Origin of the sequence: Methylobacterium sp. E-065, assembly GCF_022829605.1 — a bacterium.
Taxonomy (GTDB): domain Bacteria; phylum Pseudomonadota; class Alphaproteobacteria; order Rhizobiales; family Beijerinckiaceae; genus Methylobacterium.
The window spans coordinates 14,574-27,967 of the sequence record NZ_JAKSYD010000108.1 but is presented as its reverse complement, the minus strand read 5'-3'; the positions used below and the strand labels follow the sequence as shown (position 1 = coordinate 27,967).

Sequence of the window (13,394 nt, the reverse complement as noted above, 5' to 3'; positions counted from 1 at the left end):
CAGGCGCGCGTCAGATCCGCCCCTCCCGGCGTAGGCTTCCGAAGAAGTTGACGATGTCCATTGGAAGCGCGCGGTGGCCGAACAGACGGTACGGGTTGCCCTCGGCGGTGCCTTCACGCAGCTCGATCATGGCCGTCATCGGGTTGTAGCGGAACACCATGCGGCGACCGGCGAAGGTCCCCCAAAGAAGGGGCAACCCGTCCTCTGCATCCTGAAGCGCTACGGAGCCGGGCTCGGCTTCGGCGAGCACCCCACCGATCACCGCGAGGGTCACGGGCAGGATCTCCTCCAGAACTTCCTCCGCGGTGCGCAGCACCGAATCAGCGAAGGCCCGCAGGGTTGCGCCGTCGCTGGTCAAAACCGCCATTGTCGATCCTCTAAATTATTTGGTCTCAGGTCCCGCGTTCGACGCATGGCGGGCCCAAGCCGCGCCGACACATCGTTGACATCCGAACGCCCGCGCGCTAGCAGGCCGTCCTTCGTCCAACCGACCGATGGTCCGAGGTACCCTGTCCAGGGTCGCCCGCGGGCCACGTTGTCGTTTCACGTGCGCAGGGGCCGGCCTCCACCGGACGCGCATGACACCCGCCCGGCATGCCGGGCTCGACATGGAGTGTGATTGTGGCCCGTATTGCAGGCGTTAACATCCCGACCAACAAGCGCGTTGTCATCGCGCTCCAGTACATCCACGGCATCGGCGCCAAGAAGGCCGAGGAGATCACCCAGAAGGTGAACATCCCAGCCGAGCGTCGGGTCAACCAGCTGACCGATGCTGAGGTTCTTCAGATCCGCGAGACGATCGACCGCGACTATCTCGTCGAAGGCGATCTGCGCCGCGAAGTCTCGATGAACATCAAGCGCCTGATGGATCTGGGCGCCTATCGCGGCCTGCGTCACCGCAAGCAGCTGCCGGTCCGCGGCCAGCGCACGCACACCAACGCCCGCACCCGCAAGGGCAAGGCGAAGCCGATCGCCGGCAAGAAGAAGTAGTTTTTGGGGTTGGGAGGCGGTGCTTCGCGCGGCCTCCTGATCGCCGCGCCGGGTGTCCCACAGGGGTGCCCGGTTTTGGCTCGACGGGCCCGCAGGGGTGGATCAGCTAAGTCCCAAAAAGAATCCCGAGCGCCTGGCATTACGGGCGCGCTTGAAGGAAGAGTGAGACCAGAATGGCTAAAGAACCGCAACGCGTCCGTCGTCGCGAACGCAAGAACATCGTGTCGGGCGTCGCTCACGTGAACGCCTCGTTCAACAACACGATGATCACCATCACGGACGCGCAGGGCAACACCATCTCGTGGTCGTCTGCCGGCGCCATGGGCTTCAAGGGCTCGCGCAAGTCGACCCCGTACGCTGCCCAGGTTGCTGCCGAAGATGCCGCCCGCAAGGCGTCTGAGCATGGCATGCGCACCCTCGAGGTCGAAGTGTCGGGTCCGGGTTCGGGCCGCGAATCGGCTCTGCGCGCCCTCCAGGCCGCGGGCTTCACGGTGACCTCGATCCGCGACGTCACCTCGATCCCGCACAACGGCTGCCGGCCGCGCAAGCGCCGTCGCGTCTGATCGAAGCCGCGTGGTGGAGAAGCACATGACGGGATCGAAGCCGCTTCCGGGCGTGCTGCGTTGGACTCTCGGCGACCTCACGGTCACCGTGCTCAACGACGGCTGGTTTCAAGCCAGCCTCGATCTCGTCACGGGCATCTCCAAGGAAGAGGCTGGGCGCCTCCAACTGGCGGGCTTCCGGACAGAGCAGCCCAAGATCACGCTGAACGCCTTCCTGATCACGGGTCCCGGCCTCAAGCCGACCCTGATCGACACGGGATACGGCGATCTCGCACCGGCTCCGACCCTCGGGCGGGCAGGAGCGGCCTTGGCGCTCACCGGCGTCAAGCCGGAGGAGATCGGCACGGTGCTGGTCACCCACCTGCATCCCGACCATGTTGGCGGGCTCGTGACGGGTGACGCGGCGCGGTACCCAAATGCCGAGATCGTGCTGCATGCCGACGAGGCGGCCCATTGGCTGCCCGACGCGGCCATGGCCAAGGCACCGGACGAGGCAAAGCCTTATTTCGAGGGCGCCCGCAAGGCGCTGTCGCCTTATGCCGGCCGGGTGCGCGAGCACCGGGGCGGCGAGGTTCTTCCGGGGATCACGGCGATCCATCTGCCCGGCCACACACCGGGCCATTGCGGTTTTCGCATCGTCTCCGGTGGACAGTCGCTGCTGATGTGGACCGACCTGGTGCACTTGCCGTCGATCCAGTTCAAGAACCCGGAGGCCGGCGTCGGGTTCGATGTCGACGGCGACGAAGCGCGGGAGACGCGTAAGCGGATCCTGAACGAGGTGGCCAGCGAGCGTACGCTCATCGCCGGCGGCCATCTCGAATTCCCGGCGCTGGGCTACGTGGATCGGGACGGGGCTGGCTACAGCTTCGTGCCGGTGCTGTGGGTCGGCGGCGAGTAACGACGAATACGGATTTCAGGGACCGTTCGGGGCGCCAGGGGGCGGCGCCGGACGGCCGAAGCGCGGGGACGGGCGTCGCGATTCCCCGGCATGGACGAAAGGTAGGATCGTGGTCATTCAGAAGAATTGGCAGGAACTGATCAAGCCGAACAAGCTGCAGGTCACGACCGGCGACGACCCCAAGCGGGTCGCCACGGTCGTCGCCGAGCCGCTCGAGCGCGGCTTCGGCACGACGCTGGGCAATGCCCTCCGCCGGGTGCTCCTGTCGTCGCTCCAGGGCGCGGCCGTGACCTCGGTGCAGATCGACGGCGTCCTGCACGAGTTCTCGTCGATCCCGGGTGTGCGCGAGGACGTCACCGACATCGTCCTCAACATCAAGACCATCGCGATCCGCTCGCAGACCGATGCGCCCAAGCGCATGACCCTGCGCAAGACCGGCCCGGGCCTCGTCACCGCGGGTGACATCGGCACGGTCGGCGACATTCAGATCCTGAACCCCGAACTCGTGATCTGTACGCTGGACGACGGCGCCGAGATCCGGATGGAGTTCACGGTCGCCACCGGCAAGGGCTACGTCCCGGCCGAGCGCAACCGCCCCGAGGACGCCCCGATCGGTCTGATCCCGGTGGATGCGCTGTTCTCCCCGGTGACCAAGGTCAGCTACCGCGTCGAGACCACCCGCGAGGGCCAGGATCTCGACAAGGACAAGCTGACCATGACGGTCGAGACCAACGGCGCGGTCTCGCCGGAGGATTCGCTGGCCTACGCCGCGCGCATCATCCAGGACCAGCTGCAGGTCTTCGTGAACTTCGAGGATCCGCGCAAGGAAGAGGCCGCGCCGCTCGCGCCGCAGCTGCCCTTCAACCCGGCGCTGCTCAAGAAGGTCGATGAGCTGGAACTGTCGGTCCGTTCGGCGAACTGCCTGAAGAACGACAACATCGTCTACATCGGCGATCTGATCCAGAAGTCCGAGGGCGAGATGCTGCGGACCCCGAACTTCGGCCGCAAGTCGCTCAACGAGATCAAGGAAGTGCTGGCCGGCATGGGCTTGCACCTCGGCATGGACATCCCTGGCTGGCCGCCGGAGAACATCGAAGATCTCGCCAAGCGCTTCGAGGAGCACTACTGAGGCGATGCCGCTTCGAGCTGAACGAGGGCAGCGCTGCACGGCGCTGCTTGTTTGGCCGTTCCAATTCAGGGACTTCGCGGAGCTGACGCGAAGTCCCGAATAAACCCGCCGCGGGGTCAAGCGGACTACAACCAACAGCCTCAATGAGGCACCCGGCCGTACCGTGGCACGGCGGCCGAGATGAAAAGGAAGCCCGCACCATGCGTCACGGTTATCGCGGCCGTCGTTTCAACCGCACCGCCGAGCATCGTAAGGCGATGTTCGCCAACATGTCGGTCGCCCTGCTCAAGCATGAGCAGATCATCACGACCCTGCCGAAGGCGAAGGACCTGCGTCCCGTCGTCGAGAAGCTCGTCACCCTCGGCCGCATCGACAGCGTGCACACCCGCCGTCTCGCGATGGCCCAGTTGCGCGACAGCGACATGGTCAAGAAGCTCTTCACCGTGATCGGCCCGCGCTACCAGGGTCGTCCGGGTGGCTATCTCCGCATCATGAAGGCCGGCTTCCGCAAGGGCGACAACGCTCCGCTCGCGGTAATCGAGTTCGTGGATCGCGACGTCGAGGCCCGCGGCAAGGATTCCGGTCCGAGCCAGGTTGCCGAGGCCGCCTGATCCAATCTGGAGCGTCCCTGACGCCCAAGCTGTTCGAGACGCCGTCCCGGAACCTCCGGGGCGGCGTCTTTCGTTTCAGCGCTTCAGCGTTGGAATCGGCGTCAGGCAGGCCGCGATTTACTCCGTCTTGAGCGATCCCGCGGTCGTCGGTCGCGGCACTCGTGATGACGGCGCCGCGACGAAAAAAAACCCGCCGGCTTGCGCCGACGGGTCTGAAGCAGGGTCCATGTTCTGGAAGGTCAGCGGGAGTTCAAACTGGCAGTCTCTTACGCCTGAGACTGGGAACTCGACCGCGCCGCGTTCCGAAAACTCCTATCCCTGCCGGATCTCGTCCGGTGGACCATCCTGGTCCGGGTCGTTATCGCGACGGCGGCGCGGGAAGATGCCGTGATTGCTCATGGTCCACCTCCTCTTCGATAGTCGGGAGCATCCGGCTCCCACGAAGAGATAATGAGCCGGCATTCGGCTGGTTCCCGACCGTGTCAGCGGGTTCCCCGATCCGCCGCGTCGAGGAGCGTCGCGACCCTCTCGGCGAGGTCGGCCGAGCGGAACGGCTTCGACAGGACCGGCAGATCCTCGGGGATCTGCATCGCGTCGGCATGGCCCGTCAGGATCAGGACGGGCAGGCCCGGGTAGCGGTCGCGGATCGCAGCGGCGAGTTCGACGCCGCTCATGCCGGGCATCGCGAGGTCCGCCACGACGATGTCGCAGCGGTCCCGCTGGAGATGTTGCAGGGCCGACTCACCATCGCCCACCTCTGTGGTGCTGTGGCCGAACCCGGTGAGGAACGAGGCCGTCACGTGCCGCACCTGCGGGTCATCGTCGACGATGAGGACGCGGGCACGCCGTCCGGCAGCCGGAGCCACCCCGGTTACCTCGGTGGCCTGCTGGGGCGCCTCGGCCGCGAAGGGGAGGGCCAATTCGACCCGTGTCCCCTGGCCGACCTCGCTGTCGATCGCCAGGCGACCCTTCGATTGCTGCGCGAGGCCGAACACCATGGCGAGCCCGAGCCCGGTGCCCTGGCCGACCGCCTTGGTGGTGAAGAACGGCTCGCAGACCCGACGTAGGATCTCCTCCGGGATGCCGGTGCCCTCGTCGGTGACACTGAGGCCGAGATAGGCGCCATCGGCGATCTCGGGGTCTGCGATGATGTCGAGCCGCCGGGTCGCCACTGTAATTGCACCGCCCTCGGGCATTGCGTCCCGGGCGTTGATGCACAGGTTGAGGACCGCCAATTCGAGCTGCTCGGGATCGACCTGCACCGCCGGCAGACCGTCCTCCAGATCGGTCCGCACGGTGACGAGGCCCCCGAGACTACGGCCGAACAGGTCGCTCATCCCGACGATCAGGGCGTTCACGTCCACCGCCCGGGCCTGAAGATCGTGGGCGCGGCTAAAGCTGAGGAGCCGCTTCGTCAGCGAGGCACCGCGCTCGGCTGCCCCCCGGGCATTCTCGATCAGCCGCTGGACCCGGGGCAGGTCGACGACCTTCGGGGCGGCGAGTTCCAAGCTGCCGAGGATCGCGGTCAGAAGGTTGTTGAAGTCGTGGGCGATCCCGCCCGCCAGCGTGCCGAGCGCCTGCATCTTGTCGGACTGTCGCAGCCGCGCCTCCAGGGTCCGCTGCTCGGTGACGTCTCGCTCGATCACCGCGAGGTGGCTGATCGAACCGCCCACGTCGCGGATCGGGACCCGGGTCACGTGGCTCCACTGCTCGGCCCCGGTCGGTCCGTCGCTGACCAGCGTCTCGGCCACCGTGCCAGCCCGGATCGCCGCCGCGTCGGCCTCGATCACCGCCGCGCCCCGGGAGCCGGCGAGTTCCTCCTCGCGTCGGCCGAGGCAGGCCGCGATGTCGTGGCCCAGCAGGGCCGCCTTGCGGGCGTTGAGCCGCACGAAGCGGCGTTGGGCATCCTTGAAGCTGATCGCGTCCTGGGCATGGTCCAGCAGGCCCCGCAGCAGCGCTCGCTCGGTGGCGAGGTCCCGGCCGAGGTGGTGCCGCTCGAAGGCCTGCCGGACCGTGGAGCGCAGCAGGCTCGCATCCCAGGGCTTCGTCACGTAGCCGACGATTCCGCCGCGGTTGAGGGCGGCGATCACCGCCGTGATGTCGGCATAGCCGGTGAGGAGGATCGCCTGTGCGTCGTGGAAGGTGCGGGCCTCAGCAAGCATCGCGTCGCCGGTCAGTCCCGGCATGCGCTGATCCGACAGGACCACGGCGATGTCGGGCTCCGCGCGCAGGATCTCCAGCGCCTCGGCGGGACGCGCGGTCGTCAGCACCCGGTAGGAATCCTCGAACAGGTCCTCCAGGGCGATCAGGATGTCCGGCTCGTCATCGACGGCCAGGATCGTCCCCACACCTGCCGTACCGTCACTCATGCACAAGCCGCCTGCCGCGGGATCCCGATCACAAAGCAGGCTCCCCCACCCGGGGCCGTCTCCACGGTCAGCGAGCCGCTATGCGCTTGAACGACACTGTAAGCAATCGCAAGACCGAGCCCGGTACCGGCTCCGACCGGCTTTGTCGTGAAGAAGGGCTCGAAGATTTTTTCACGTAGGGATTCCGGTATTCCCGGACCCGTATCGCTGATTCGGATCTCGTCGAACTCCGGGGTCGACAAGGTGTCGATCCAGATCGTGCCGCTCTCCGGCATGGCGTCGGCGGCGTTGCCGAGGATGTTCATCACGACCTGATTGAGCAAAGCCGGGGTGCATTGAATTTCGGCCCGGCCGCGAAACGTCCGCTCGATGACGATCCGGTCGCCGAGCTTGTGCTGGATCAGAGCCAGCACGGTCTCAATCGCCTCCGGGACATTCACGAGGGCGCGCTCGCCCTCGTCGAGGCGGGAGAATTTTCGCAGGTTCAGGACGAGGTCTTGAATGCGCGTCAATCCCATCCGCATCGAGCCGACACGCTGATGGGCCTTCTCGATGAGGCGGCCGGCGGATTCGGGGGCAGCCTCCGGCAATTCGCCGAGGAGGCGCTCCACCGTGCCCTGATGGGCTAGGATGAAGGCCAACGGGTTGTTGATCTCGTGGGCGATGCCGGCCACCAGCTCGCCGAGCGAGGCCATCTTGGCGGCCTGGACCAGCTTGGCCTGCGCATCAGTGAGCTGCCGGTTGGCGGTGGCGAGATCGCGGTTGGCCCGCTCCAGGGCGTCGGCGAGACGCGCCCGGGCCTCGGAGGCCTCGGCCTCCGCGCGGGCCCGCTCCACGGCCCGCTCACGCTCGCCAAACTGGCCGGCGATGCGCCGGTCGTCTTCCTCGAGCAGGCGGCGCCGAACGAAGCCGCGCACCCGGAGCGCCAACACCTCCGCATCGGTCTTGGCGATCACGTCGTCGGCGCCGGCCGCGAAGGCCTCGACCAGGAAGTCCTTGGCCGGGTCGCTGCCCGCGATCCCGACGAGGTGGAAGCCGGCTCCGGCCGCCCGTCCCGCCCGGCGCTGGCTGATCGCCCGGCACAAGGCGAGACCGTCATAGGCATGGCCGAGGAGGTCGACCGTCACACAGTCGAACGGCTCGCCCTCGGCAGCGTCCAGGGCAGCGAGCGCGGCATCAGGCCCGTTGGCGCTCGCCACATGGTGCCCGTCCTGTCCCATCAGGCCGGCCAGGAAGGTCCGATAGGTGGCGCTGCCGTCGATCACGAGGATCCGCCCCCGCCGGAAGGCGGCAGCGCCTGGGCCCTCACTGTCGCCGGCCGCACGGCGCTCACGCAGCAGAGCGCGGATGCGCAGGATCAGCAGATCGCGGTCGGCGGATTTCGGCAGGTAGGCGTCGGCGCCGCTCTCGAGCCCCTGACGCTCGCCGCCATTTCCACCGGTCAGCATCAGAACCGGCAATGCCCGGGTGCGCAGGGACAGGCGCATCTGCCGGATCAGCTCGTCGCCATTCATGCCCGGCAGGTGGTAATCCGCCACCACGAGGTCGGGCTGCTGGCGGTTGAGATGGTCGAGAGCGGTCTCGGCCGTGGCACAGCGCTCCACCGAGAAGCCATGCGTCTCCAGGAGCAGGCGGAACTCCAGGGCCTGCGTCTCCGAATCCTCCACCAGCAGGATCCGGGCGGGTCCCTCGGGCGGGCCGGTCTCGGGTCCGATCACGGCCGCGCCCCCGGCTCCACGATGCGCAGGACGTGGTCGCCGATGCGATCCAGGGGCAGGACCGAGCGGGCAACCCCCAGGCGTACCGCCGCCGCCGGCATGCCATACACGACCGCGGTGCTCTCATGCTCGGCGACCGTCTGGGCGCCGGCCTTGTGCATGTCGGCGAGGCCGACCGCCCCATCCTCGCCCATGCCGGTGAGCAGCACGCCGATGCCCGACGCCCCGGCCTGCCGCGCCATCGAGCGGAACAACACGGTGGCGGCCGGGCGCTGGCCCGAGACCGGCGGCGCGTCGATCACCCGCAGGATTCGGCCGGACCCGAGTTCCAAGTGCCGGTCACCGGGGGCGACGTAGACCCGCCCGGGCTCGGCGCGCTCCCCGTCCCGGGCGATGCCGACCGGAAGGGCCACGACGCTGTCGAGCCAGGTCGCGAACCCGTCCATGAAGGCGGGGCCCATATGCTGCACGACCAGCACCGGCAGCGAGAAGTCCCGCGGCAGCGCCCCGATCACCCGAGCAAGTGCCGGGGGGCCGCCCGTGGAGGCGGCGATTCCAAGAATGCTCGGCGCCAGGCCCGGCAGCTCGAACGGTGGCGCGTAGGAAGCCGCAGCGGTGCGGCCCGCCCATTCGGTGCCGATCGGCCGGCGTCGGATCACCGGTACCTGGGCCATGATCCGCAACTGCGTGCAGATCTCGCCCGCCACAGCCTCGTAGCCCGCATGGGTCGTGGCCACAGGCTTCTCGACCACCGACAGCGCGCCGGCGCGCAGCGCATTCATCGAGATGCGCAACGACGAATCCTCGACCGAATCCGCCACTACGACGATCGGGGTCGGATGCTCGGCCATGATCCGGCGGGTGGTCTCCAGCCCGTCGATGCCGGGCAGGCGGATATCCATGGAGATCACGTCCGGCCGCACGCTCTGGAGCTTGGCCAACGCCTCCTCGCCGGAGGCGACTGCGGCCACGATCTCCAGCCGGGGATCGCGGGAGACGATGTGGCGCAACAGCTCGCGCACCACGAGGCTGTCCTCCACCAGCATGACGCGGACCGGGGTCATAGGAACTGCCCGATCGTGTCGAGCAGCTGACGCTGGTCGAATTTCTGCTTGGTCAGGTAGGCATCGGCGCCGAGATCGAGGCCGCGGGCCACGTCGGCGGCGTCGCCGCGGGAGGTCATCAGGATCGTCGGCAACCGGGCGAAGCGCGGATCGGCTCGCAGGGCCTGAAGCAGGCCGAACCCGTCGAGACGCGGCATCTCCACGTCCGCGAGGACGAGATCCACGGGCTCGACCTCGGCGCGCAGCCGGTCGAGGGCGTCCTGACCGTCGACGCAGACGACCACGCGGTAGCCGGCCGCTTCCAAGATGCCCTTCTCCAACGTCCGGGTGGTGATCGAATCATCGACGACCAGGATAGTCGCCCGCGCGGCGGCCCGCGGTGCGGGATCACGTGTCGTCGAACGTTGAGCCTGCCCCATCGTTCCGGACGATGGTGCGACAGCCGCGCGCGCCGCGAGACCGTCGGGGTCGAGGACCAGCACCGGGATGTCGCCGGGTAGAACCGCCGTGCCGGCGATCAGGCCCGGATCGGCACCGAAGGCGGGGGCGGGCAGGACCACGAGCGCGCGGACATCGTGCAGGCGGTCGACGGTGATCGCGAAGCGGCCGGCCTCTGTTCGAAGCACCACGGCGTGCAAGGCTTCGAGATCGTCCGAAACCGAAGCCTCGCCCAGGATCGCGGCGAGGTCGGTCACCGGGTGGCTCGTGGCCGCATCGCCCGTGCCGAGCCGCAGGATCGGTCGGCCCATCGCCACCGGCATCTCGGTCCGCTTCACGCGCAACAGGCGCTCCACGGCATTGCCCGGCAGCGCGTAGGTGCGTCCGCCCGCCTCGACCAGCAGCAGGCTGCGCCGGGCCGCCGAGAGCGGCAGGCTGAAGATCAGAGCGGTGCCGAAGGGGGTGCGCGACTCCAGCCGGACGCTGCCCAGAAGCTGGCGCGCCGCATCGGCCGCCACCGAGAGGCCGTAGCCGCGGCCCGACAGGGTATCTACAGCCTCCGCGGTGGAGAAGCCGGGCTCGAAGACGAGGCGCAGCAGGGTCTCGGGATCGGCGACCGCCTCCGGGGCGAGGAGACCGCGTGCCCGGGCTGTGGCCTCGATCCGGGCCAGATCCGGCCCAGGCCCATCGTCGAACACCGTGACGGAAAGTCGGGCGCCGCGCACCGCCACCTCCAGGCCGAGCCCCAAAGCCTCGGGCTTGCCGGCGGCGCGGCGCTGTTCCGGGCTCTGCCAGCCATGGCTCAAGGCGTTGCGCAGGGCGTGGAGCAGCGGGTCCTTGAGCGCCTGGAGCGTACCGCGCTCGACCGGCAGGTCGAGGCCGCGCAGGTCCAGATCGACTTCGCGGCCCTGTTCCCGGGCGGTCTCCCGCAGGGAGCGCGCCAGCGGGGCCAGGACCGTCTCGGCGGGCACCAACGCAAGGCGCTCGGCGGCGGCGCGGACCTGGGCGGCGGCCCCGTCGATGGCGCTGCTCGCAACCGCGTGGCGCCGGGACAGGTCCGACGCCTCCCGGGCGAAGGCGCCGATCTCGGCCGCGAAGGCGCGCAGCGCGGTTCCGTCGCTATCCGCCCCGACGGCGAGCGCCTCCGCGTTGGCGCGCAGGCCCCGGGCGAGCCTGGCCAGCCGGGCCAGGCTGTCGGCCGCCCAGGTGCGGCTGGCCAGCGTGCTGGTGAGATCGTGGCTTGCCCGAGCCATCGCCTCCACGGCCTCCACGGGAACCCGCAGCAGCGCGGCACCGGGATCGGCCGGCTCGGCCGCCGGCTTCGGGGCGGGCTCCGAAGTCGGCGCGGCGGACGGAGGCGGAGCGTCGGGTGGCACAGCGACCGATTCGGCGGAAGCCGCTTCGCCCTGCCGTCCCAGAACTTGCCCCAGGGCCGAGAGGGCGTCCGCCGGCATGTCGGGCCCCGCGCCGTCCTGCAGACCGGCGACGTAACTCTCGATCCGGTCGAGGGCGAGGTGGACCGCGTTGGCCGCTTCCCGGTCGAGGGCGGCACCAGTCCGGACCTTCTCGAACAGCGTCTCCAGGCGATGCGCGACCGCCTCGACGGCGGGCAGATCGACGGCGCGCGACGCCCCCTTCAGGCTGTGGGCCCGGCGAAACACGTCGTTCCAGTCCGGCGTGGCGCTGCCGAGCGCCACGCGGATCGCCGCGACGTGTTCCCGGTGCTCGACATCGAAGGCGGCGAGCAGGAGCTGGCGGATGTCCTGGGTCAAGGCGCGGCCGGCCTCAGTGCCGGTAGCGTTCGGCGAGGGCCATCAGCGCCTGGGCCAGCTCCGTGAGGTTGGCCGAGGCGGACTCGACCTGCCTCGTGCCGGCCGCGGTCTGCTGGCTCGCCTGCCGGATGTTCTGTAGCGCCCCCATCACCTGCTCGATCCCAAGCTGCTGCTGGTTCGTCGAGGCGACGATCTGCTGGAAGGTCTGGACGTTCTCCTCCACCCGGGCGGTGATCTCCTCGATGGTCCGCTGCGTCGTGTCCGAGCGGGTCTTGCCAGCGGCGGCGCGCTTGAGCGCCTCCTCGGTGAGCATCACCGAGGTGTTGATGCCCCGCTGGATCTCGCCCAGGATCCCGCGCACCTGACAGGTCGCCGCCTTCGCCTGATCGGCCAGCAGCTTCATCTCCGAGGCGACCACCGCGAAGCTGCGCCCGCTCTCGCCGGCCGCGGCCGCCTCGATCGCGGCGTTGAGGGCGAGGAGATGCGTGCGCTCCGAGATGTCGTTGACCGTCTCGATGATGTCGCCGATCGTCTGGGTCTTCTCGGACAGGCTGACGATGTTGCCGGCCACCGCCTCGGCCTGCTCGCGGATCGCGTCCATGGCCTTGGCGGTGTCGGAGACGGCGCGCAGGCCTTGCCGGGAGGTCTGGGCGGTGGCCTGCGCGGTGGCGATCACTTCGGTGGCGCGTTTGGCCGTTTGAGCGCCTGATTGGGTGATCTCATCCATGGTAGCGGCGGTCTGCTGCACGGCCGCGAATTGCTGTTCCACCGACGCCGCCTGCTCCTGGGCCGAGGCGCGGATCTCGGCCGCCGCGGCGTTCAGGTCGGCGGTGGCGGCCCGGTTGGTCTTGGCGAGGTCCGAGAGGCCGGCCACCATCGCATTCAGCGTCGTGCCAAGGCGACCGACTTCGCCGCCCGCGCCGGTCTCCAGCCTTCCCGACAGGTCGCCGTCTCCAACCTGCGCGATAAACGCAATGACGCGCACGAGCGGGCGGACGATCAGACGATTGATTGCGATCCATATGCCCGCGCAGATCAGGAGCGTGAGCAGGGTGCCGCCCCACAAGGCTACGCTTTCGTCACGTTGGGCCTGCGCGACACGCCCCACCAAGGTCACACGGACGGCATCCTCAAGGGTTTCGATAGCCGCCAGCCGCTCGCGCAATGTGTCGAAGAACTGCTTGCCTTTCCCGTCAGCCTCGACGCGCACCGCTTCAGCTCGCGTCGTCGGATCGGCTGCCTTTTGGACCACAGCCTCGCCGATATCGGTCTGCCAGCTGCGAGCCGCCGACACGGCGTCGGCCAGGAGTCGTGTGCGCTCCGCATCGTTGCCGATCATACCTCTGAGGCTGCTGATGGCCTCGTCCAAAGCCGAGCGTCCAGCCCGGTACGGTTCTAGACTAGCCTCTCGCCCGGTCAGCAGGTAGCCGCGCAACCCGGTCTCCTGATTGAGCATGGCCGTCCGGAAATTATCGAGCCCGCGGATCAGCTGACTGGAGCGATTTCGGGCGTCGGTTGCATCCCGAAGCTGGTTGCCCGTGATGAGAACAGCGCCGCTGCTCAGGACCGACACCAGTGCGATGACACCGATCGCGCTGCCCAAAGTTCGATTTAGGCCAGACGTATTCGGCATGCTCGCTCTTCCCGGCTCAAATCTGCGGATGGCCTCGAGCGACAGCCGCACCCATGCCGGCATCGCCCATAGCGCTCAAACTGATCTGACGCGAGCAGCAGGCAGTCGGATGAGGAGAGGGCGATGGCGGCTAGGAGCGCGGCGATCGGCGGGATCGCGCGGCGGCACGACGGCAACGTGGTCGTAGTTTGCGAGCAGCTTGGACTGTG

Annotated in this window: 11 protein-coding genes; 5 read left to right on the top strand and 6 right to left on the bottom strand. The window is 68.7% G+C overall.

What is annotated here, in order from left to right:
• Nucleotides 1–10: 10 nt before the first annotated feature.
• On the bottom strand, nucleotides 11–367 hold the full coding sequence (locus MKK84_RS12835; protein ID WP_243920236.1) for a hypothetical protein: 357 nt from the start codon (nucleotides 365–367) through the stop codon (nucleotides 11–13).
• Nucleotides 368–621: 254 nt separating this feature from the next.
• On the opposite strand from MKK84_RS12835, the gene rpsM reads away from it, so the two are divergent.
• The 5 genes from rpsM to rplQ all read left to right on the top strand — a co-directional run bounded on the left by rpsM (nucleotide 622) and on the right by rplQ (nucleotide 4,191).
• A complete protein-coding gene (gene rpsM, locus MKK84_RS12830; protein WP_012319166.1) occupies nucleotides 622–990 on the top strand; it encodes a 30S ribosomal protein S13 in 369 nt (122 codons plus the stop codon).
• Between the two features lie 173 nt (nucleotides 991–1,163).
• The gene (rpsK, locus tag MKK84_RS12825; protein ID WP_007557606.1) at nucleotides 1,164–1,553 is read left to right on the top strand and encodes a 30S ribosomal protein S11; all 390 of its coding nucleotides are present in this window, start codon (nucleotides 1,164–1,166) and stop codon (nucleotides 1,551–1,553) included.
• A gap of 25 nt (nucleotides 1,554–1,578) precedes the next feature.
• Nucleotides 1,579–2,451 (top strand): MBL fold metallo-hydrolase, encoded by an 873-nt coding sequence (locus tag MKK84_RS12820; RefSeq protein ID WP_243920235.1) that lies wholly within the window; start codon nucleotides 1,579–1,581, stop codon nucleotides 2,449–2,451.
• A gap of 109 nt (nucleotides 2,452–2,560) precedes the next feature.
• Nucleotides 2,561–3,580, top strand: coding sequence for a DNA-directed RNA polymerase subunit alpha (locus tag MKK84_RS12815; RefSeq protein ID WP_243920233.1), 1,020 nt, complete (start codon nucleotides 2,561–2,563; stop codon nucleotides 3,578–3,580).
• 200 nt (nucleotides 3,581–3,780) lie between these two features.
• Nucleotides 3,781–4,191, top strand: coding sequence for a 50S ribosomal protein L17 (gene rplQ, locus MKK84_RS12810; RefSeq protein WP_243920231.1), 411 nt, complete (start codon nucleotides 3,781–3,783; stop codon nucleotides 4,189–4,191).
• A 482-nt stretch (nucleotides 4,192–4,673) separates the two neighbouring features.
• Here rplQ and MKK84_RS12805 read toward each other — a convergent pair whose 3' ends face one another.
• The 5 genes from MKK84_RS12805 to MKK84_RS12785 are packed head-to-tail and all read right to left on the bottom strand — an operon-like array spanning nucleotide 4,674 to nucleotide 13,185.
• Entirely contained in the window at nucleotides 4,674–6,560 is a 1,887-nt protein-coding gene (locus MKK84_RS12805) for a response regulator (RefSeq protein WP_243920229.1), read from the bottom strand.
• Nucleotides 6,557–8,278 (bottom strand): response regulator, encoded by a 1,722-nt coding sequence (locus MKK84_RS12800; RefSeq protein ID WP_243920228.1) that lies wholly within the window; start codon nucleotides 8,276–8,278, stop codon nucleotides 6,557–6,559. Before MKK84_RS12800 ends, MKK84_RS12805 begins: the two co-directional genes overlap by 4 nt.
• On the bottom strand, nucleotides 8,275–9,342 hold the full coding sequence (gene cheB, locus MKK84_RS12795) for a chemotaxis-specific protein-glutamate methyltransferase CheB (RefSeq protein WP_243920227.1): 1,068 nt from the start codon (nucleotides 9,340–9,342) through the stop codon (nucleotides 8,275–8,277). The genes MKK84_RS12800 and cheB overlap by 4 nt, the downstream gene beginning before the upstream one ends.
• Nucleotides 9,339–11,552 carry a response regulator gene (locus MKK84_RS12790; RefSeq protein WP_243920226.1) on the bottom strand — a complete coding sequence of 738 codons (2,214 nt, stop codon included), beginning with the start codon at nucleotides 11,550–11,552 and terminating at the stop codon, nucleotides 9,339–9,341. The genes cheB and MKK84_RS12790 overlap by 4 nt, the downstream gene beginning before the upstream one ends.
• A 13-nt stretch (nucleotides 11,553–11,565) precedes the next feature.
• Entirely contained in the window at nucleotides 11,566–13,185 is a 1,620-nt protein-coding gene (locus tag MKK84_RS12785) for a methyl-accepting chemotaxis protein (protein ID WP_243920225.1), read from the bottom strand.
• Nucleotides 13,186–13,394: the final 209 nt, after the last annotated feature.